19 protein-coding genes, 1 tRNA gene and 1 pseudogene are annotated in these 20763 nt (G+C 58.8%); 10 read left to right on the forward strand and 11 right to left on the reverse strand.

What is annotated here, in order from left to right; genetic code table 11:
* Positions 1–282: 282 nt before the first annotated feature.
* The 4 genes from msrB to ACTG4B_RS12410 all read right to left on the reverse strand — a co-directional run bounded on the left by msrB (position 283) and on the right by ACTG4B_RS12410 (position 2789).
* Entirely contained in the window at positions 283–744 is a 462-nt protein-coding gene (gene msrB, locus ACTG4B_RS12395; RefSeq protein ID WP_439156014.1) for a peptide-methionine (R)-S-oxide reductase MsrB, read from the reverse strand.
* 142 nt (positions 745–886) lie between these two features.
* Entirely contained in the window at positions 887–1453 is a 567-nt protein-coding gene (locus ACTG4B_RS12400) for a fasciclin domain-containing protein (RefSeq protein ID WP_439156015.1), read from the reverse strand.
* Between the two features lie 98 nt (positions 1454–1551).
* Positions 1552–2217: an anti-sigma factor gene (locus ACTG4B_RS12405; RefSeq protein ID WP_439156016.1), complete on the reverse strand. Its 666-nt coding sequence runs from the start codon at positions 2215–2217 to the stop codon at positions 1552–1554.
* 26 nt (positions 2218–2243) lie between these two features.
* Positions 2244–2789: a sigma-70 family RNA polymerase sigma factor gene (locus ACTG4B_RS12410; protein WP_439156017.1), complete on the reverse strand. Its 546-nt coding sequence runs from the start codon at positions 2787–2789 to the stop codon at positions 2244–2246.
* A 153-nt stretch (positions 2790–2942) separates the two neighbouring features.
* Between ACTG4B_RS12410 and cobS the strand changes: the two genes are divergently transcribed.
* The 4 genes from cobS to ACTG4B_RS12430 all read left to right on the forward strand — a co-directional run bounded on the left by cobS (position 2943) and on the right by ACTG4B_RS12430 (position 8142).
* Complete coding sequence (cobS, locus tag ACTG4B_RS12415) at positions 2943–3929, forward strand: cobaltochelatase subunit CobS (protein WP_439156018.1); 987 nt, start codon at positions 2943–2945, stop codon at positions 3927–3929.
* Positions 3930–4019: 90 nt separating this feature from the next.
* The gene (cobT, locus tag ACTG4B_RS12420) at positions 4020–5897 is read left to right on the forward strand and encodes a cobaltochelatase subunit CobT (RefSeq protein ID WP_439156019.1); all 1878 of its coding nucleotides are present in this window, start codon (positions 4020–4022) and stop codon (positions 5895–5897) included.
* A 34-nt stretch (positions 5898–5931) separates the two neighbouring features.
* On the forward strand, positions 5932–7719 hold the full coding sequence (locus tag ACTG4B_RS12425; protein WP_439156020.1) for an aminopeptidase P family protein: 1788 nt from the start codon (positions 5932–5934) through the stop codon (positions 7717–7719).
* An 81-nt stretch (positions 7720–7800) separates the two neighbouring features.
* Complete coding sequence (locus ACTG4B_RS12430) at positions 7801–8142, forward strand: DUF427 domain-containing protein (protein WP_439156021.1); 342 nt, start codon at positions 7801–7803, stop codon at positions 8140–8142.
* A 7-nt stretch (positions 8143–8149) separates the two neighbouring features.
* Here ACTG4B_RS12430 and ACTG4B_RS12435 read toward each other — a convergent pair whose 3' ends face one another.
* A complete protein-coding gene (locus tag ACTG4B_RS12435) occupies positions 8150–9325 on the reverse strand; it encodes a pyridoxal-phosphate-dependent aminotransferase family protein (protein ID WP_439156022.1) in 1176 nt (391 codons plus the stop codon).
* 128 nt (positions 9326–9453) lie between these two features.
* Between ACTG4B_RS12435 and ACTG4B_RS12440 the strand changes: the two genes are divergently transcribed.
* Both ACTG4B_RS12440 and ygfZ read left to right on the forward strand, forming a co-directional pair.
* Positions 9454–11244, forward strand: a complete 1791-nt coding sequence (locus tag ACTG4B_RS12440) for an ABC transporter ATP-binding protein (RefSeq protein WP_439156023.1) — start codon at positions 9454–9456, stop codon at positions 11242–11244.
* Positions 11237–11974 carry a CAF17-like 4Fe-4S cluster assembly/insertion protein YgfZ gene (ygfZ, locus tag ACTG4B_RS12445; RefSeq protein WP_439156024.1) on the forward strand — a complete coding sequence of 246 codons (738 nt, stop codon included), beginning with the start codon at positions 11237–11239 and terminating at the stop codon, positions 11972–11974. The genes ACTG4B_RS12440 and ygfZ overlap by 8 nt, the downstream gene beginning before the upstream one ends.
* Here ygfZ and efp read toward each other — a convergent pair.
* Complete coding sequence (gene efp / locus ACTG4B_RS12450; RefSeq protein ID WP_439156025.1) at positions 11971–12534, reverse strand: elongation factor P; 564 nt, start codon at positions 12532–12534, stop codon at positions 11971–11973. The genes ygfZ and efp overlap by 4 nt on opposite strands.
* Positions 12535–12756: 222 nt before the next feature.
* Between efp and ACTG4B_RS12455 the strand changes: the two genes are divergently transcribed.
* Together ACTG4B_RS12455 and ACTG4B_RS12460 are read left to right on the forward strand one after the other, a co-directional pair.
* Positions 12757–13080 (forward strand): DUF6280 family protein, encoded by a 324-nt coding sequence (locus tag ACTG4B_RS12455; protein WP_439156026.1) that lies wholly within the window; start codon positions 12757–12759, stop codon positions 13078–13080.
* Positions 13081–13231: 151 nt separating this feature from the next.
* Positions 13232–14683 carry a cobyric acid synthase gene (locus tag ACTG4B_RS12460; protein ID WP_439156027.1) on the forward strand — a complete coding sequence of 484 codons (1452 nt, stop codon included), beginning with the start codon at positions 13232–13234 and terminating at the stop codon, positions 14681–14683.
* 24 nt (positions 14684–14707) lie between these two features.
* On the opposite strand, the gene ACTG4B_RS12465 is transcribed toward ACTG4B_RS12460, so the two are convergent.
* The 3 genes from ACTG4B_RS12465 to ACTG4B_RS12475 form a co-directional block, all read right to left on the reverse strand.
* A complete protein-coding gene (locus ACTG4B_RS12465) occupies positions 14708–15340 on the reverse strand; it encodes a hypothetical protein (protein WP_439156028.1) in 633 nt (210 codons plus the stop codon).
* A gap of 65 nt (positions 15341–15405) precedes the next feature.
* Positions 15406–16764, reverse strand: a complete 1359-nt coding sequence (locus ACTG4B_RS12470) for a TolC family outer membrane protein (RefSeq protein WP_439156029.1) — start codon at positions 16762–16764, stop codon at positions 15406–15408.
* Positions 16765–16828: 64 nt separating this feature from the next.
* On the reverse strand, positions 16829–17482 hold the full coding sequence (locus tag ACTG4B_RS12475; RefSeq protein ID WP_439156030.1) for a protein-L-isoaspartate O-methyltransferase family protein: 654 nt from the start codon (positions 17480–17482) through the stop codon (positions 16829–16831).
* 124 nt (positions 17483–17606) lie between these two features.
* On the opposite strand from ACTG4B_RS12475, the gene ACTG4B_RS12480 reads away from it, so the two are divergent.
* Positions 17607–17680 (forward strand) — tRNA-Cys (locus tag ACTG4B_RS12480).
* Between the two features lie 60 nt (positions 17681–17740).
* Here ACTG4B_RS12480 and ACTG4B_RS12485 read toward each other — a convergent pair.
* A pseudogene (locus tag ACTG4B_RS12485) lies at positions 17741–18315 on the reverse strand (transposase); the annotation flags it as partial.
* Positions 18316–18504: 189 nt separating this feature from the next.
* Between ACTG4B_RS12485 and ACTG4B_RS12490 the strand changes: the two are divergent.
* A complete protein-coding gene (locus ACTG4B_RS12490; RefSeq protein WP_439156031.1) occupies positions 18505–19560 on the forward strand; it encodes a transglutaminase-like cysteine peptidase in 1056 nt (351 codons plus the stop codon).
* 308 nt (positions 19561–19868) lie between these two features.
* Here ACTG4B_RS12490 and ACTG4B_RS12495 read toward each other — a convergent pair whose 3' ends face one another.
* On the reverse strand, positions 19869–20345 hold the full coding sequence (locus tag ACTG4B_RS12495) for a hypothetical protein (protein ID WP_439156032.1): 477 nt from the start codon (positions 20343–20345) through the stop codon (positions 19869–19871).
* Positions 20346–20763 lie beyond the last annotated feature (418 nt).

The raw sequence follows: 20763 nt of genomic DNA on the forward strand, positions 1-20763 counted from the left end.
CCGCAGCGACGGCCATCATTGCAGCATAAGCCATGATAACAGCGCGCTCGCCCCGCGATAACGACGGTTTTCGCATAAAACGCCCACCCATTGTGGCACCCCCTAACACTAAATGACAACAATTACCGAATTGCGCATGGATTATTCGCGATGCGTGCAAAATGGCACTTTGTGTTGTCCTAACAATGACATATTTAAACCATAATCGCGGGGGCTAGGCAATAGGAAAGCGGGCCAACCTGTCCTTAGGTGTCACTGTCATCGCAGGGGCGGACGCCGGAGTCATGCCGCCCGGAAAATCAGGCTTGCCCCGTTCAGGCAATGCCGTTTGCCGGTCGGACGGGGGCCATCGTCAAAAATGTGACCCAGATGACTGCCGCAACGCCGGCAATGGCATTCGGTGCGTGTTGCAAACAGCTTGCGATCCGGCTTCGTGCCAATCGCGTTTGGCAGGCTTTCATAAAAACTTGGCCAGCCGGTGCCGCTGTCGTATTTCGCTTCCGAACTGTAAAGCGGCAGATCACACCCCCGGCAAATATAGCGACCTGCGGCCGTGTTCTGATCAAGTGGCGAAGAGCCGGCCTTTTCGGTCGCCTCTTCGCGCATCACCCGATATTGCAGATCGGTCAGCATGGCGCGCCATGCGGCCTCTGTGCGGGTGACCTCGAAAACCTCTTGGGCGCGGGCAAAGCCGGCCACGGCCACCGTTGACGCAAGGGCGGTGATGAATGCGCGGCGGTTCATGGTGGTGTCCTTTCAAGACATCGAGAAGGGTGTGTGCATCGCCATCTTTCAGGCGATGCACCATCATATGCAACCGGCGAAACAAACGCACGAAGGGGGACACGTATTTTCCGGCCCGGTCACACGATGATCAAATCTGCGCTTAGGAATTGCGCGCAGGCAGCATGACGGTGTCGATGACATGGATCACACCGTTTGACTGAACCACATCGGCGATGGTCACTGTGGCCACCTGCCCCTGTTCGTCTTGAAGCATGATCATGCCGTCTTTCATGGTCGCCTGAAGCGTGCAACCGCCAAGCGTTTCAACCGCATGGCTGCCGTTATCATCGGCGATCATGCCCTGGATGGCATCGGACAATGCGTTCGTCGCGACCACATGGCAGGTCAGGATCTGCACCAGACGATCCTTGTTCTTGGGCTCCAGCAGTTTTTCCACAGATCCTGCGGGCAGTTTCGCAAAGGCGTCGTTGGTGGGCGCGAAAACGGTGAACGGGCCTTCGGATTGCAGAGTGTCAACAAGCCCGGCCGCACCGACGGCCGCAACAAGCGTCGTGTGGATCGGGCTGTTGGATGCATTTTCAACGATGTTCATGCTGGCCGACATTTCAGCCCCACCAACCATTGGATTGGTGGCGTGGCCAGCGGCGAATGCGCCGGATGACATTGCCAAAATTGCGGTTGCTGCGATGGTTGTAATAAGTTTCATGGTTTCTTCTCCGGTTGGGGGTCATGCGTCTTGCCTGACCAATGCCCTAGCCACGAAGAACCGTTTGATTCAGTTTCAGTAAGTTGCAGGCGTTGTGTTCACAGCTGCGTGATAGGTGCGACAGCCAGAATCTCGCCCGTTGGTGCGCCCGTCGGTGATCCACCCAGCGGCTCGTCACTGATCGCCATCAGCCCGCCATCCATCAACGCCGACAAATCGGCATCATATGTCGCGAATACCCTGTCCCGCGTCTGCGGCAACGTCCCCAGCGAAATCGGCGGGTTGTCTCCGTCGATCAACCAAAGTTCCAGCGCGCGGCCAGCACGCGGATCACCTGCATCACGGAAGGTCAGCCAGCGCCCGGTGTCCACATCAAAACCGACCTGAACGAAAAGGCTGCCGTCTTCGGTCACAAGATCGGCATGCCATTCGGGATCGAACGCCTGTTGATCGACCATCGGCTGAATAAACAGAAACGCCGCGACAGCCACCGCAACACCGCCCGCAACAAGACCGGAAACCCAACCAAACCGATCCATCAACGAACGGCGCTGCGGGACGCCGAACAAGGATGCCTTGGTCTTGCGTTCCAGATCAGGCGGCGGGGCGACGGGCGCGATATCGTCTGTGAAGGCGACGAATGTTTCGGCCCAGTAGACATAGGCGTCGCGCGCAGCGGGGTCGGTGAGCATCAACGCCTCAAAGGCGCGGGCGTCGTCAGGGTCCAGCAGGCCCAGCGCGTATTCCGCGGCCCTCTCTTCCATTCCTTCACCTTTTGTCACGTCATCAGTCATTGCGACAGACACTCTTTCAATTTGATCAGGCTGCGGCGCAGCCATGTGCGGATGGTATTGAGCGGCTGCGCATAGCGGTCCGCCAATTCCTGATATGTTTCGCCTTCCAGATAGGCGCGGCGGACCGCATCGGCACGATCCGGGGGCAGTTCGTTCATGCAGGCCGCGATACGGCCCCGGTCAGACGCCGCCATCGTGAGGGCTTCGGGGCCGGGGTTCGGATCGGCGATCGTTTCTGCCTCATCCAGACCGGCCCCTGTCTTGGCCTTGCGCGCGCGCAGACGGTCGATGGCCTGATTGCGCGCAATCGTGATCAGCCATGTCATCGGGCTTAGCCCGTTCACCTGATAGCGGTCGGCATTATGCCATATCTTGACGAAGACGTCCTGTAGCGCATCCTCTGCTTCGGCTTGTGTGCCCAAGACACGCAGACATACGCCAAAGAGTTTCGCAGAGGTGGCACGATAAAGCGCGGCAAATGCCTCTTGGTCGCCCAAGGCCATGCGGGCAATATAATTTTCGATGTCCGTCAGATCTGCCATTGTGGCTTACCTTTGACAGATCAGCGCCAAAAAACAAGCTGTCGCGCGACAGGGGCGAACTATCGCCGCTCTGCGCCTTCCTCTTGCAGCGGGCGGGTTTATGTTGCATTTCAGCAAGGACACTGGATTGACGGAAAAACAAGGGCAGATCACATGGCCGACGGCACAACTGACATGCAGGCGAAACCCACGGAAGAAATCTCGGTTCGCGATGTGTTTGGCATCGACAGCGACATGAAGATCAAGGGATTTGCCGACCGTTCGGACCGGGTTCCCGAAATTGATACGACCTATAAATTCGACCGCGACACCACGCTCGCGATCCTCGCGGGCTTTGGTTACAATCGCCGCGTGATGATTCAAGGGTATCATGGCACCGGCAAATCGACGCATATCGAACAAGTCGCGGCGCGCCTGAACTGGCCCGCCGTCCGCGTGAACCTTGACAGCCACATCAGCCGGATCGACCTGATCGGCAAGGATGCGATCAAGCTGCGCGACGGCGTGCAGGTGACCGAATTTCACGAAGGCATTTTGCCTTGGGCACTGCGCAACCCTGTCGCCATCGTGTTCGACGAATACGATGCGGGCCGTGCCGATGTGATGTTTGTCATCCAGCGCGTGCTGGAAGCCGACGGCAAACTGACCCTTCTGGACCAGAACGAAATCATCACCCCCCACCCCTATTTCCGGCTGTTTGCCACCGCGAACACGGTGGGTCTGGGCGACACGACGGGCCTTTATCACGGCACCCAGCAGATCAACCAGGCCCAGATGGACCGCTGGTCGCTGGTGGCGACGCTGAACTATCTGTCACATGATGCCGAAGCGGCAATCGTGCTGTCCAAGTCGCCCCATTACAACAATGAGAAGGGCCGCAAGATCGTCAGTCAGATGGTCACCGTCGCCGACCTGACACGTACCGCGTTCATGAGCGGCGACCTGTCCACCGTCATGTCGCCCCGCACCGTTATTGCATGGGCCGAAAACGCCCGGATTTTCCACGACGTGGGCTATGCGTTCCGCCTGTCGTTCCTGAACAAATGCGATGAGCTTGAACGTCAGACGGTCGCGGAATTTTACCAGCGCTGTTTTGACGAGGAACTGCCTGAAAGTGCGGCCAGCCTGAGCCTTGGGTGATCTTGCCAACGGGGCGAGTTCAGCAGATCATCTGCGCGATCGGCTGCACCCCCTCTTGCCCCCGCGCCGATCCGGTGCTTTATCGTTTGCATGAGTAAACCAAGCGACAACCCCGCCGATCCCTTTAAAAAGGCCCTGGCCGAGGCGACCAAGGTTCTGGCCGACGATGCCGAACTGGCCGTGACATATTCGGTCGATCCGGCAGGTCAAACTGCCGACAGCATCCGCCTGCCGCAGATCAGCCGCCGTATGACCCGTGACGAGGTGCTGCTGGCACGCGGCACCGCCGATGCATTCGCCCTGCGCCACAAGTTTCACGACGCCGCTGTCGCCGCGCGCTATATGCCGCAGGGCCAGATGGCCAAGGACCTGTATGAGGCGATGGAAACGGCGCGGATCGAAGCAGTCGGCGCGCAATTCATGCCAGGCACGGCAGGCAATATCGACGCCAAGATCGGCGCAGAGGCGCAGCGCAAGGGGTATGACCAGATCACGCAGGCCGCCGATGCGCCGCTGGCGGTGGCTGCCGGTTACCTGATCCGCCATCTTGCCACAGGCCGCGATCTGCCCAAAGGTGCCGACAACGTGATGGAACTGTGGCGCGGTTTCATCGAGGATCATTGCGGCGGCACGCTGGAAGACTTGCAAGACCAATTGACCGACCAGCAGGCATTCGCCAAATTCGCCCGCCAGTTGATCAGCGATCTGGGTTACGCCGACCAATTGGGCGATGACCCTGACAATCTGGACGAAGATCAGGACGATCAGGCCGAAGAAGGCCAGGACGACACCGAAGAGCCCGACAGCAGCGGCGACGACGACAGCGATGGCGAAGACGCCGAAGCATCGCCTGACCAAACCCAGGAAGACCAGCAGGACGCAAGCCAGGCGCAGGTCAGCATGGATGATCAGGCCGATGCGGAAATGGGCGAGGAAACCGAGATGCCCGAAGGCGAGGCCCCGATGGAGGCCCCTGCCCCGCAGCCGGTATCGGACGCCGACCCCGATTACAAGGTCTTTACCACCGCATTCGACGAGGAAATTCCCGCCGAAGATCTGGCCGAGCCGGTCGAACTGGAACGCCTGCGCGCCTATCTTGACCAGCAGTTGGAACCCCTCAAGGGCGCAGTGTCGCGCCTTGCCAACAAGTTGCAGCGCCGGTTGCAGGCCCAGCAGAACCGATCATGGGAATTCGACCGCGAGGAAGGCATATTGGACGCCGGCCGTCTGGCACGTGTTGTCGCCAGCCCGACGACGCCGCTGTCCTTCAAGGTGGAAAAAGACACCGATTTCCGCGATACGGTCGTGACTTTGCTGCTAGACAATTCCGGTTCCATGCGGGGCCGCCCGATCTCCATCGCTGCGATCTGCGCAGATGTCATGGCGCGCACGCTGGAACGCTGCGACGTCAAGGTAGAGATTCTCGGCTTCACCACGAAAGCGTGGAAAGGTGGACAAAGCCGGGAAAAGTGGCTGGGCGAAGGTCGCCCGGCGACACCCGGACGGCTGAACGATCTGCGCCACATCATTTATAAATCCGCCGATGCGCCGTGGCGGCGGACCCGGCCCAATCTGGGGCTGATGATGAAAGAAGGGCTGTTGAAGGAAAACATTGACGGCGAGGCGCTGGAATGGGCGCATCGACGCATGCTGGCACGGCGCGAGCAGCGCAAGGTGCTGATGGTGATTTCCGACGGGGCGCCGGTGGACGATTCCACACTGTCGGTGAACCCTGCGAATTATTTGGAAAAGCACCTGCGCGATGTAATCGCGATGGTCGAAAAACGCCGCGCGGTCGAACTGATCGCTATCGGGATCGGGCATGATGTCACGCGCTATTACGAACGGGCGGTCACGATCACGGATGTGGAACAGCTTGCCGGTGCGATGACCGAACAATTGGCCAGCCTGTTTGACACCGACCCGCGCAAGCGCGCCCGGGTTTTGGGGATGCGCAAGGTCGGCTAGGGCGTTTCAAAAAATCGGAAAAAAGGGTGTTTCCATGTTTCAGACGTTCGCGGCGCAATCTTCACCCGATCAGGGACCACCCCGGCTGGCGGCACTCCGGGCTGAAATGGCGCGGCAGGGCGTGGATGGTTTTATTGTGCCGCGCGCCGATGCCTTTCAGGGCGAATATGTCGCGCCACGTGACGCACGCCTGCAATGGTTGACCGGGTTTTCCGGGTCTGCGGGGTTTTGCGTGGTGCTGCCGGATGTGGCGGGAATCTTCGTTGATGGCCGCTATCGGGTGCAGGTCCACAACCAAGTGGCGGATGTATTTACGCCTGTGAACTGGCCTGAAACCCGTCTGCCTGACTGGCTGCCCGACCACATGCGCGATGGCGCGGTTCTGGCGTATGATCCGTGGCTGCACACGGTCAGTGAAATCGCTGATCTGCGTGATGCGTTGCCGAACATCATCCTGCGGCCTGTTGATAACCTTGTCGATGCGATCTGGGGCGATCAGCCCCCCCCGCCCAATGCACCGTTTTTCGCACAGCCGCTGGAATATGCAGGCGAGGCACACGCCGACAAACGCGCAAGGTTAGCTAAATTGCTACGTGTTGACAGTGCGGTGCTGACCCTGCCGGACAGCATCGCATGGCTGATGAACATCCGGGGCGCAGATATTGAACGCAATCCTGTGCCACATGCCTTTGCGCTTCTGCACCGGACGGGCAAGGTCGATCTGTTCGCCGGGCCGGGCAAGGCGCGCGATATCGTCGATCATCTTGGCGCGGACGTGACGCTGCACGATATCGACGTGTTTCTGGACCATCTTGCTGCGCTGGCCGGAACGGTGCAGATCGACCCGAAATCCTGCCCAGATATCGTTGCGGCCACGTTGCGCACGGCAGAGGTCACGATTACCGAATCCCGCGATCCTTGTGTATTGCCCAAGGCGCGCAAGAACCCGGTAGAAGTCGCTGGCGCCAAGGCCGCACAGGAACGCGATGGTGTCGCGATGGTCCGTTTTCTGGCCTGGCTGGATGCAGAGGCCCCAAAGGGTCATCTGACCGAAATTGACGTCGTTCGCACGCTGGAAGAGTTCCGGGTGCAGACCAACGCCCTGCGCGACATCAGTTTCGAGACAATCAGCGGTGCAGGGCCAAACGGGGCCATCGTGCATTATCGCGTGACAGAAAAAACCAATCGCGCGGTGAACCCCGGTGAATTGCTGCTGGTGGACAGTGGTGGACAGTACGTGGACGGCACCACCGATATCACCCGCACCATCGTCATCGGCGGGCCGACAGCAGAACACCGCGCCTGTTATACCCGCGTGCTGCAAGGCATGATCGCCATCAGCCGCATCCGCTTTCCCAAGGGGGTGGCGGGGCAACATCTGGATGCGCTGGCCCGGGCCCCGCTGTGGCTGGCAGGTCAGGATTACGACCATGGCACTGGCCACGGCATCGGCAGTTATCTGAGCGTACATGAGGGGCCGCAGGGCCTGTCGCGCCGGTCCGATACGGCCTTGGAGCAGGGCATGATCCTGTCAAACGAACCCGGCTATTACCGCGAGGGCGCATTCGGCATCCGGATCGAGAACCTGATCGTGGTCATTGCCGCCCCTGCGCTGGAAGGCGCGGATCACGGGCGTGACATGCTGGCCTTTGAAACCCTGACCCACGTGCCGCTGGACCGGCGGTTGATTGATACTGACATGCTGTCCCCGGCAGAACGGGACTGGATTGATCGGTATCATGCCGATACACTTACGCTTGTTGGATCACGGCTTGATGATGTGACGGGGGAGTGGCTAAGGCAGGCTTGCGCCCCGCTCTGAAACACGGCCGTCAACCAACCGGGATAATCTCACGATGATCGCAAGGACATCGGCGCGCTTTTGCACGAAAGGACAATTGTGATGGCAGACCATATCAAAATCCGCCCCGCGGCAGGCAACTGGACCGTTCGCGCCGGCGGGGCCGTGCTTGGAGAAAGCACAAACGCGCTGGAACTGATCGAAGGCGATTATCCGCCCGTCATATATTTCCCCCGCAGCGATATCGCGATGGCGTTTCTGGAACCGTCCGACACCACCTCGACCTGTCCCTACAAGGGCGAGGCGCGTTATTTTTCCATCATCGCCAAAAGCGGTGAAATCAAGGATGCGGTCTGGTCCTACGAAAACCCCAAAGACGAAGTAGCCGAGATCAGGGATCATCTGGCGTTCCATACAAACAAGGTTGCCGTCGAAGAAATCTGACACGCCGTCAGGCGGTGGCGATAATATCCGCCGCCGCATCCAGTGCGCCGCGCCCATGGGGAATCTCCAGCGCGGTCAGCCCTGCCTGCAACGTGCCAAGCAGTCCCATGATCATATGCGCATTCACGTGCCCCATGTGCCCAAGGCGAAAGTAGGCATCGCTGGGGGTTTGGCCCAGTCCGATGCCAAGGGTCAGCCCTGCCTGATGCTCGCACCACTGTCGCAACCGGTCGCCATCGGGTGATCCGATCCTGACGGATGTGACAGCATGTGAGCGCTGCGCCGGATCAGCGATGTTCAGCCGCATCGGACCTTTTTGCGACCAGCAATCAAACGCCGCCCATATTGCGCGGGCCAGTGTTTCATGACGCCAGAACACATGATCCATTCCTTCGGCCATGATCATGTCCAGAGCCGCCCGCAAACCGTAGAGATGATGCGTGGGCGCTGTTCCGTTGAAATATTGGTAATACATTTCGGGGTTGCTGCGCGGTCGCCAGTCCCAATAGTTGGTTACGCAATTACCGCGGGCCGCATCAGCCTTCGGGCCATACCAGACAAAGCTGATCCCCGCAGGCGTCATCAGTCCCTTTTGACAGGCCGCGACCATGACATCGACCCCCCATGCGTCCATTTCAAACCGGTCACAGCCCAGCGATGCAATGCAATCCACCATCAGCAGCGCCCCGTGCCCGGTGTTGTCCAGCACGGCGCGCATGCCGGCGACATCATTCCTGACGCTGGTCGATGTATCGACGTGAACGGCCAGAACGGCCTTGATACGGCCCTCTGTGTCGGCGGTCAGCGCGGCCTGCAACTGCGCAAGGTCCACCGGTGACTGCGCGCCATGGTCAATGGTCTGCACCTGCGCGCCCAGACCGGCGGCCATTTCGCCCCAGCCAATACAGAACCGCCCTGTTGCCAGCACCAGCACCGTATCGCCACGCGATAGCACGTTCGATAGCGCCGCTTCCCATGCGGCATGGCCGTTGCCGATATAGATCGCCACATCATGCTCCGTCTGCGCAACCGCCTTGAGGTCGGGAATCACGCTACGGGTCAGGTCATGCAATTCGCCTTCGTAGATGTTGGGCGAAGCCCGATGCATGGCACGCAACACCGTATCGGGAATGACCGATGGGCCAGGAATGGCAAGATAGGCGCGACCGTTGGACAATGACATGAAGTGACTTTCAAAAGAGCTGTGCAGCGTGCACCCTATCGTGCCGCGATGCGGGGTCAAGCGGGCACAACTTGCCCGTGACCCGATTTGCGACTAGACGGGCACAGGCATCTTTGAAAAGGCTGTTCATGTCATCCGCTGACCACCTGTCTCCTCCTCCAAAACCGGAATCGGCCGGCCGTCTTTTCTGGTGGCTTTGGCGCGATTACCTGCACAAACACAAACTGTTGCTTGGCGCGGCACTGCTGATGATGGCGATCGAAGGGTCGATGCTTGCCATGCTCAGCAGGATGGTCAAACCCATGTTTGACGACGTGTTCAGCCAGGGAAATGTTGCGGCGCTGTATTGGGTCGGCGTGGGTGTAATGGCGATCTTTTTGATCCGTGCAGTTACATCCACCGGGCAGCGCGTACTGATGACGATGATCAGTCAACTGGCCGCCGCCGACATGCGCCGCCATATGCTGCGGCATCTGATGTCTCTGGACAGCGCATTTTATCAGACTAACCCGCCCGGTCAGCTCATCGAACGGGTCCAGGGCGACGTCGGTGTCATCAACAGTGTCTGGAGCTCGATCCTGACCGCGTTGGGCCGTGATCTGATTTCCCTGGTCGGGCTGTGCGCCGTTGCCTTGTGGATCGACTGGCAATGGACACTGATTGCCGTGGTCGGCATTCCGCTGCTTGTGTTGCCATCGCTATTGGTTCAGGCCTATATCCGTCGGCGCGCGGGCAGTGCCCGCCAGATTGCTGGCAAGATTTCCACCCGGCTGGACGAGGTGTTTCACGGCATCCACCCCATCAAGCTGAACGCGCTGGAAGAATATCAAGCCAGTCGCTATGATCAGTTGATCGACGAAAGCGTCAATGCCGAGGTCAAGACATCGATAGGTCAGGCCGCTGTCCCTGCCCTGATTGACATCATGACAGGCATCGGGTTCCTCGGAGTTCTGATCTATGGCGGATCAGAGATTATTTCAGGTGAAAAGACCAACGGCGAATTCATGGCGTTTTTCACCGCCATGTCTCTGGCATTCGACCCGCTGCGCCGCCTTGGCGCGATGAGCGGTCAATGGCAGATGGCCGCCGCCAGCGTCGAACGGCTGCGCGAGGTGCTGAACCTGCGCCCGAGCATCCTTTCCCCCGCATTGCCCAAACCCATCCCGGGCGGTGCGCCGGATATCGTCTTGCGCGATGTGTCGTTGCACTATGGCGAATTGCCGGTGCTGCGCGATACATCGTTTACGGCTGCAGCAGGCAAGACCACGGCGCTGGTCGGGGCCTCGGGTGCCGGCAAAAGCACTGTGTTCAATGTGCTGACACGGCTGGTGGAACCGGCCAGCGGAGCGGTGCTGATCGGAGATACCGATATCAGTGAAATGGAGTTGGGCGACCTGCGCGGGCTGTTTTCGGTGGTGACGCAGGATGCCGCACTGTTTGACGAAACCCTGCGCGACAATATTCTGCTTGGTCGCACCGACGTTGACGATGCGCACCTGAAATCCGTGCTGGACGCCGCCCATGTCAGTGATTTTCTGCCCGGCCTGCCCAAAGGGCTGGACAGCCCCGCAGGACCGCGCGGGTCCAGCCTGTCTGGCGGACAGCGCCAGCGCGTGGCCATCGCCCGCGCCCTACTGCGTGATACCCCGATCCTGCTGCTGGACGAAGCAACCAGCGCGCTTGATACCAAATCAGAGGCCATCGTGCAGGCCGCGTTGGAAAAACTGTCGGCCGGGCGCACCACGCTGGTGATCGCGCACCGCCTGTCCACCGTGCGCAACGCCGATTCCATCGTGGTGATGGATCAGGGCCGCGTCGTGGATCAGGGCACGCATGATGATCTACTTGCCCGCGGCGGTATCTATGCCGATCTGCACCGGCTGCAATTCACGCAATCAGAGGACAACAAGAATGACTGACCGCACCGTCATCGCCCTGACCGGGGCCGACCGGGTCGATTTCCTGCAAGGGCTGATCACCAATGATGTGAACAAGGCCGAAGACGGGATCATCTATGCCGCCCTGCTGACGCCCCAGGGTAAATTCATTGCCGACTTTTTTGTGCTGGGCCAAGCCGACAGGCTGTTGATCGACGTGGCCAGCGACGCGGCACCGGCCCTTGCGCAGCGACTTGCGATGTACCGTTTGCGGGCAGATGTGCAGATTGCGGAAACCGGTCTGATCGTGTCACGCGGCACCGGTCCTGCGCCCAAGGACGCGCTTCAGGACCCGCGCCACCCCACCCTTGGCTGGCGCGTTTATGGTGACACCGACATCGGCGATGACACCGATTGGGACACCCTTCGCGTGGCGCATCTGATCCCCGAAACCGGGTTAGAACTGACCCAGGACAGCTACATCCTGGAATCCGGGTTCGAGGCGCTGCATGGCGTTGATTTCAAGAAGGGCTGCTTTGTCGGGCAGGAAATCGTCGCCCGCATGAAGCACAAGACCGACTTGAAAAAGGGGCTGGCACGGGTCGAGATCGAAGGGACGGCAGAACCTGGCGCCGCGATCACCGCTGATGGCAAACCGGTGGGCAAGCTGCACACAGTCGCTGCCAATCAGGGGATCGCCTATCTGCGGTTCGATCGCGCCACCGGCCCGATGCAGGCCGGTGACGCGACGCTGACGCGGATCATTGATTAGGCGCGTTCGACGTATTCGAACAATTCTGTGTTCACAACGATATCTTCGTCCTGACCGACGAATGGCGGGATCATGACGCGCAGGCCATTGTCCAGCACAGCAGGCTTGAAGCTGTTTGCGGCAGTCTGGCCTTTGACGACGGGTTCGGTCTCGACAACTTTACAGACGACACGGGCGGGCAAGGTCACATTCAGCGCCTCTTCGCCGTAATATTCGATATGGACGACCATGCCGTCCTGCAGGAACGGCCGCCGGTCGCCCAGAATATCCGCAGGCAGCGCGATCTGTTCATAGGTTTCGCTGTCCATAAAGGTCAGCATGTCGCCTTCCTCATACAGGAATTGCTGGTCCTTTTGATCCAGCCGCACACGTTCCACCTTGTCCGCGGACCGGAATCGTTCATTCAGCTTGCGCCCGTCGCGCAGGTTCTTCAGTTCGACCTGCGCAAAGGCGCCGCCCTTGCCGGGTTTGACGTGGTCAACCTTGACCGCAGCCCATAGGCCGCCATCATGTTCGAGCACATTGCCGGGGCGGATTTCATTACCGTTAATCTTGGGCATCGGATCACTTCACGTTGAACTGCGGGAAAGGGTTGATTGGTCGCTTGATGAGCCTATATCTGCGCTATGAGAGCATGACAAGATCAGCCAAACCACTTGCTCATGGGGCGAGCTATGCGCTATACGCATAGCAGCCATTCCAAATGAGAACCCCCGAATCGGGATGAACAATGCATATTGCCCGTCACGCGGGAACTACAAGAACAAAAAGAAGGAAGCATGATGAGAGATTTCGTTGACGGTACGGCGTTCAACAATGAACAAGGTAACCGTGCACGTAAGCTGTTCGCTGCTGTTGTCCTTGCTGCATTGGATGATGCGATTGCAGACGACAAGAAATACGGAAACGGCCCCGAACAGATCGCCCGTTGGGCGCGTTCTCGGGATGGCCGCGAGGTACTGTCTTGTGCGGGGATTGATCCAAATGAACGGGTCGTCAGCGGCCTGATGGAATTCGTGGGCAAGGGCGTGCGGACATCTGTCGCGCTGTCGCGCGAAGAAAGCGAACGGCGTAACGCAGCCGAACAGGAAGCAAAAGCAGCCTGATCGGAACACCATTCATGGCCAATTGGCCAGTGCTAAACGCGGTCCCATACGGGCCGCGTTTTGCGTTTCGGCATGCGGAAAATTGGACGCTGCACTTTTCGCGCGCCACAGACCTGCCTATGAAGCCCAAAGTGGCAAGGAAAGGCGCGATATGACCAAGGCGATCATGATACAGGGCGCGGGATCGAACGTTGGCAAATCCATGCTGGTGGCTGGCATTGCACGCGCTTGCGTCCGGCGCGGCCTGTCGGTGGCGCCTTTCAAACCACAGAACATGTCCAACAACGCCGCCGTGACCGCCGATGGTGGGGAAATCGGGCGGGCGCAGGCCTTGCAGGCGCTGGCCTGCGGGCTGGAGCCGCTCGTGGATATGAACCCGGTTCTGCTGAAACCGGAATCAGAGATCGGCGCGCAGGTCATCGTTCAGGGCAAACGCTTTGCCACTATGAAGGCGCGCGATTACGGCACCCAAAAGGCCAGACTGCTGCCCCCCGTTCTGGAAAGTTTCGGTCGGATCGCACGGGGGCGCGACCTTGTCATCATCGAAGGTGCGGGCAGCCCCGCCGAAGTGAACCTGCGCGCAGGCGACATTGCCAACATGGGCTTTGCCGTCGCGGCGAATGTGCCTGTTGCGCTGATCGGCGATATCGACAGGGGCGGTGTGATTGCGCAGATCGTGGGCACTCATGCCGTTCTGCCCGACGCAGACCGCGCCCTGATCCGCGCCTTTGCGATCAACAAGTTTCGCGGCGACCCGACCCTGTTCACCGACGGCATGGATATTATCGCCGACCGCACCGGGTGGGCCCCGCTGGGCATTATTCCTTGGTTTGCCGATGCCTGGAAACTGCCCGCCGAGGACGTCATGGACATTACCAGCCGTCAGGGTGGCAAGACCAGGATCGCCGTGCCGCGCCTGAACCGCATCGCCAATTTCGACGATCTTGATCCGCTGTCGTCCACCCCCGGCATCAGCGTAGAGATCATCGACGCCGGGCGCCCCCTGCCCGGCGATGCGGATCTGATCATCATTCCCGGATCGAAATCCACCATCGCAGACCTTGCACATTTCCGCGCCCAAGGCTGGGACATCGACCTTGCCGCGCATCTGCGGCGCGGCGGGCATGTGCTGGGCATTTGCGGTGGTTATCAGATGCTGGGTGCCCAGATCATCGACGCCGAGGGAATCGAAGGGCCGCCATCCCGCGTTGCGGGGTTAGGGCTGCTGGACGTGGTCACGACGATGAAACCCGAAAAGCGGCTGGCGCTGTCACAGGCCACGTTCCTTCCGACAGGTGACAGCGTATCAGGTTATGAAATTCACATCGGTGATACAACCGGCCCCGATTGCGTGAACGCATGGCTTTCGATCGACGGGCGTAGCGAAGGGGCGGCATCACCGGATGGCAAGGTCATGGGCTGTTATCTGCACGGGCTCTTTGCGGCTGACGCCTTCCGGTTGGCGTTTCTTGAACGCCTTGGCCTTCAGGCCGGTGCCCACGACTATGCCAAAGGGGTATCGGATACGCTTGATGCACTAGCCAGACATGTCGAAAGCCACATGGATATCGACGCGCTGCTGGGCTGCGCCGGGCCGGTCTAGGGCACAGGTGCCGGATCCGTTCCGTTATTCAAGATCGCGGCTGATCAGAACGCGGTTGATTTCACGGCGGACCAGCTTGCGCACATTGCGGGTGATGCGTTCGCCAATCTCTCCGCTGAGTTCATCACGCAGAATTTCAACGACCATCGCGCGCAGTGCGACAGGGTCAATCGGTGATGCCAACTGATCGGCATCATGCAAGTCCGGCCCGAGGCGTGTTTGGTGGTCTTCACTCGTCTTGGTCTCTGTATCCTCGGGGGTATCGGACACGATATGCAGATGAAAGGCGCTCGCGGCCCATGCCGCCTCATCAAATGCTTCGCCTTCGTCGGGCTCCCAGTCGTCTGGCTGGGCGATGACGGCTGCCTCCAGCTCTGCGATGGTTGCCTCCAGACCGGCGCGATCTGTGCGTTTCGCGGGGTCCAGCAACAGCACATTTTCCGGCTCATGCCCAACAGGTTGCTCGTCCGGCTCAGCCGGTGATGCGGGATCGTCTGTGGTGACGCGCAAGGCGGCCGTCAGGACGAACTTTTCAAGCGCGCTTGATTCGTCATCAAGCGACCGCGCCCGCAACGGGATTTTCTCGCTATGGGATACAAGTTTCCTAACCGACGACAGCATATCGTCAATTTCATCCGTGCGCACTCTGTCAGACATGGTCGATCCCGGCTAGGCCCCTGTTTGACACTAGCCGATCGGCCCTGGTCAAACAACCACCAGGTTTATTCACCAATAGCCCGCAACACACGGTCCAGCGCCTGACCTTCGGCAGATTGCAACGTTGGTGCGTCCTTGGCCATATTGTAATAAAGTGACGGATCATACTGTTGGACCGGCAGACGCAAGTGATCCACCGTCAACAGCCCCATCGCCGACAAAAGCGCGTAGGACGCGATGACTTCTTCCGCTTGTGCCGAAATCAGATTGGCCCGCGCATCAAGAAGTTCCTGTTCCGCATTCAGCACGTCCAGTGTGGTACGCGCACCCAATGTTGCCTCTTCGCGGACACCGTCAAAGGCCGTTTGCGCGGCAGCGATCTGCTGATCTGACGCCTCTCGCGATGCACGGGCAACCAAGAGGAAAGAATAGGCGTTACCCACCTGTTGTTCGACACCCAACCGCGTCAGGTGCAACCCCGCACGTGTTGCGTCACGCCGCGACATGAACTGGCGTATCTGGCTGGACAGACGGCCACCGTTATAGATCGGCCCCCCCGCTTCGATCCCGATCTGGCGGGAATCTTCGAATTCCGGGTCAGTGGCGATGAACCCCTGCAATGATACCGACGGGCGCAATGCGGCTTCAGCGCGGCGAATATTCAGCTCGGCCGCACTGACGGCGTGCTGGGTTTCCAGAATGCTGGGATGGTTGCGCACGGCAAAGGCCTTGGCCTCGGCAATGTTGCGTGACACGGGCGCGGGTGATACCTGCACGGGAGCGTTCGGCGCACGGCCTACAGCCACGCGGAACTCTTCTGCCGACCGGGCCAACGTGCCTTCGGCTGCGGCCAGAAGGCTGCGGGCCGCAGCCAACCGAGCCTCGGCAAGGGCGACATCGGTGCGGGTCACTTCGCCAACCTCGAAACGGTCCTGTGCGGCGCGGAATTCTTGTGTGATCAGCCGCACGTTGTTCCGGCGCAGTGAGACGAACTCTGTATCCCGGCGCACGTTCATATAAGCCTCGACCGCGCGTTGCAGCACGTCTTGTTCGACAGCGCGCAACGACTGGCGCGTGCCAAGGATCGTCTCTTTCTGTGCATCGATGGCAAGCCGGTTCGCCCCGCCGTCATACAACGTAAGCGACCCCGAGATACGCGCAGTGGATTGAATAAGGTCGGTGCCGACGGACCGTGGACGTGTGGTAGAGGCGTTGAATGACCAGTTGATGACGGGCAGCGTAGATGCCACCGCCTGTGCAAGGTCTTCGTCCGTGGCCCGCAAAAGCGCCCTGTTCTGCTCCAACAGACCTGAATTGTTGTAGGCCGCCGTCAGCGCATCGGCCAAGGTTTCAGCGCGGGCCGGCGCAATCGCACTCAACGATAAAACGATGGCCGTAACGACCATTCCTGCTTGTCTGATCATCTGCTGTGCCTTTGATTTACCATTTTATTCTGGCTGCTGTGGCAGCCCTCGAAATTAACCCGTGTCAAAGCGTAAATGCAGCGGCCTTTTTGAAATCAGGCAACACCGGCGCACTTGCGTTAAAGGCAAACCGCCAGTTCACGACACCGTCGATCTTGTGACCGATCCGGACCACGCCAAGGTTACCCTCCGCAAAGATGCATCCGATGCGTCCGCCCTCTCGCAATTGGTCAAACAAGCGGGCGGGCACCTCTTGCACGGCCCCTTCGATCACAATGATGTCGTAAGGACCGGACTTTGCCGCGCCCTGCGAAAGTGGGCCGTCCATCACCGCAGCATTGTCCACGCCATGGCGCGACAAAATCGTCTGCGCCTCGCCGGAGCGATCAGCGTCATCTTCGACTGCGACGACAAAATCGCAAAGATACGCCAGAACTGCCGTGGAATACCCAAACCCACAACCCAGGTCAAGCGCGACATGATGCGGCTGGATATCCAGCGCATCGATAATTTTGGCGAATGTGCGCGGTTCCAGCAATGTCCGGCCACCCCCAAGATCAAGGTTTTCGCCCACATAAGCGGCTTCGCGCAGGTTTTCGGGGACGAAATCTTCGCGGGGCACCGCCAGCATGGCATCAATGATCGGAAACTTCGTCACATCAGATGGCCGCACCTGCGTGTCCACCATCATCGTGCGGCGTTTTGCGTAATCAGTCACGGTCTAAACTCTTTCGTTCAGTTCGGTTGCTATTTCATGCCACAGAAGATTTCCTGCGGCAACGGCTGATCGCGCCTCACGGTGGCTTGCACCGGCTTTGGGCATGGTATATCTGGCAAGCAGCGGCGAGTGGGCAGGTAGGTTATGCAGCGGATTGCAAATCCGTGTAGACCGGTTCGATTCCGGTACTCGCCTCCAATAAAATCAATGACTTGCGTCATCTCCTTTCTCCTTCACTGCCTTTTTTGAAACAAGCGTTGAGCCACGGGCTCGTTTACGGCCCCGTCGTCGTCTGTCACCCAGCTTCTCTTCCGTGTAGAGGCGGTAGAGTTTCTTGTGGTTCATGATCATCCCCTTGCGTTCCAGCATCACGCCGATCCGCCGATAGCCAAACCGACGCCGCTTGGCAGCGACCGCCTTCATCTCCCTGCGTATCTCAGGGTTGTCGGGCCGGCGTTCGCGGCGAACGGTCTTGGGATCGACACCAACGAGACTGCACGCCCGACGCTGCGAGATGTCATGATCCCGCATCGCCTTGAGCACCGCATCCCGCCGTTCGGTTGGTGTCGTCAGCTCTTTCCCAGCAAATCTTTCAGCACGACATTGTCCAGCATCGTATCCGCTAACAGTCGCTTGAGCTTGGCGTTCTCGTCCTCAAGCGCTCTCAGCTTGGCCGCGTCAGAGACCTCCATGCCGCCATACCTTGATTTGAACTTGTAGAACGTGCCCTGGCTGAGGCCGTGCTTGCGGCACACCTCCGCTGTCGGCATCCCGGCTTCCTGTTCCTTTATCATCCTGATGATCTGCGCCTCGGTGAAACGGCTCTTTCGCATTTGTTTGCTCCTTCGAAAGGTTGAGCAAACTCTACATCAAAACGAGGGAAGTTTCGGGGGGCAGGTCACCGGTAATGTCGATGGGGTATTTTGGCGAAAGTGAGGCGTCTAGCGCCATTTCTTTGGGCCATTTTTGAGCAGAGGCTGGACCCCACGTTGGGACATTTCGGGTCATGACCGTTCAGCAACATGAAACAACCTGGAGCGTTCGAAGCCAGAACGTGGACAGCAGGTGATCAAAAGGCAAATCTGCCTGGCCCGTTGGCTGAACCGCAAACCTCTCCGGAAAAGCAGACCCGCTTCGGGCGTTCCCTCGTCGCGCGGCTCAATTGTGGCAACGATTTGCCATCAGCGGAGCAGTTTTCATGCAGTTGGCCCAAATTGTCTCACTCTGGCCTGATCTTTGACAAGTTTGGATGGGAACGATTGGTCCTAATGCGACGGCACGCCGCCCTCGTGGAGCATGAAATGACAAAGATGCTTTTTGCCGGACCGACCATTGCCATGCCGCGCAGGTTTGTTGCAAACGCTTTTGCAACCGGTTGCAACAGCAGCGCGAGGATCGTGGCGCAAATACTGACGCGACCACTGCCGTTCTTGGTGATATGCGGCATTTCATTGTCAGCCCTGCTTGTTTCAGCATTCCCGGCACGGGCGGCCGAAGATGCGTTTCTGGCATCCCGCATGACAGTATCAGCCCCCGCGAGCGCAGCAGATCTATGCACTATATCATCTTGGGCCTGTGGGCGCGGGGATGCCTCTGCCAAGATCAGCGCGGGGCAGCTTGACCTCGCCGTTGCCCTTAACAGAAAGGTCAATCGAGAGGTTCGCCAGATTTCGGATCAGACCCAATATGGACGGCCGGACCATTGGGGGCTTCCAACTGCACGCGGGGGTGATTGCGAGGATTTTGCACTTCTGAAGAAAAAACTGTTGGTTCAGGCCGGGGTGAATCCGCGCCGCCTTTTGATTGCAACAGTGCTTGACCGTGATCGCAATGCGCACGCCGTTTTGGTATTGCGCACCGAAGAAGGGGACTTTGTTCTCGACAACCTCGATGACCGAATTCTGCACTGGCAAAGCACGGGCTACACGTTTTTGCGGATGCAAAACCCTGACAATCCTACCCGTTGGACTGCTGTGATTGCGGGGGGGATAATCAATGATGACAGCGCTGTTGCCACGCTGCGCCAGATCGTGGCCTTACCGTCTGGAAGAACCGCAATGGTTGCGGTCACACGTTGATCCGGCTGAACGCAAGACGGGGCATCAGTTTGCTGGTTCAGTAACCGGCCTATCCCAGACCGGAGCCACGCACCTGTTGTCACTGATTATCATCCGCATCCAAATTAGTTTCTGTTTACAGCTTGTATAACGGTGACTTGGTTGGCGTCCGCCAGACGAGGCTTTACAATTTGGGCAATGCGACAGGCCCGGTCAAATTCCTGGACCACAATTCGATCATATATTGATCTGCATCTTGGCCGACAAACAAAGGTCCGACCGGGTTCGGCGGCCTGTCAAGATTTTCAGCATGACCGGAGTTCTTGAAACTAGCCTTTATTTTGCTGACCTGGAGGTGTTCCTCCCTGCCCCGGAGTATTGTTGTTGTCGGTATTGGGCGAAGCTCCACCTTGGCCGGGCGGTGTGAATCCACCGGAACCACCGCTGCCATCAGTGCCATCAGTGCCATCAGTGCCATCATCACCGTCAGTGCCGTCATCACCGTCAGTGCCGTCATCACCGTCAGTGCCGTCATCACCGGAAAATACGGGCGCAGGTGTGATCGATGCCGTTTCAAGATCAGCAAAAGCCAGTGCGACTTCCGGACATTGATCAAGCCAGATTACAAGATTCCGATCAAAACCGGGGTCTTTCCGGATTTGCGCAACAAGAGCTGGGGTGAGATCGTCAATCTCCAGGTCACAAAATAGCAATTGTTTCTGAACCGGCGGCGTACACGCGGCAATTACCAGAAAAAGACTACTTGCGACCGTGGTCTTTATAACAATCCTACGTGTACCCAACATCTACTCAACTCCTTAACATACACCGCAAACAACCGATAAAAACGGCATCAACGCGCCGCTACCGACAAGTTATCATTGAATTTTGCCAAGTGGAATTACTTTCAGGCAGAAATGTGTTGGAAACGTGGCCGGCATCACCATGCGCATGTTCTGAATCTCATGTCTATTCACGTTTTTTCCGCACACTTGGGGAAAGGATACGCAACACCGGCGCAGCTTTTCTTAAATTCCACAATTTTTCTGGTTTGCCAACGCTTTAGTCAAAATTCAATCGTGGTTTCAACACTGTATCTACGGGCCATGACTGGCCGCAGGCCAAGGGTTTTGGCCGCTGCGCGCTATTAGACCCATCACCAGACGGCCGTTATTTTGCCTTATTTTTTCGCCCTGATAGAGGCGATCCATTGCGTTGGATTGT

Origin of the sequence: Yoonia sp., from assembly GCF_965660735.1 — a bacterium.
In the GTDB taxonomy this organism is placed as follows: domain Bacteria; phylum Pseudomonadota; class Alphaproteobacteria; order Rhodobacterales; family Rhodobacteraceae; genus Yoonia.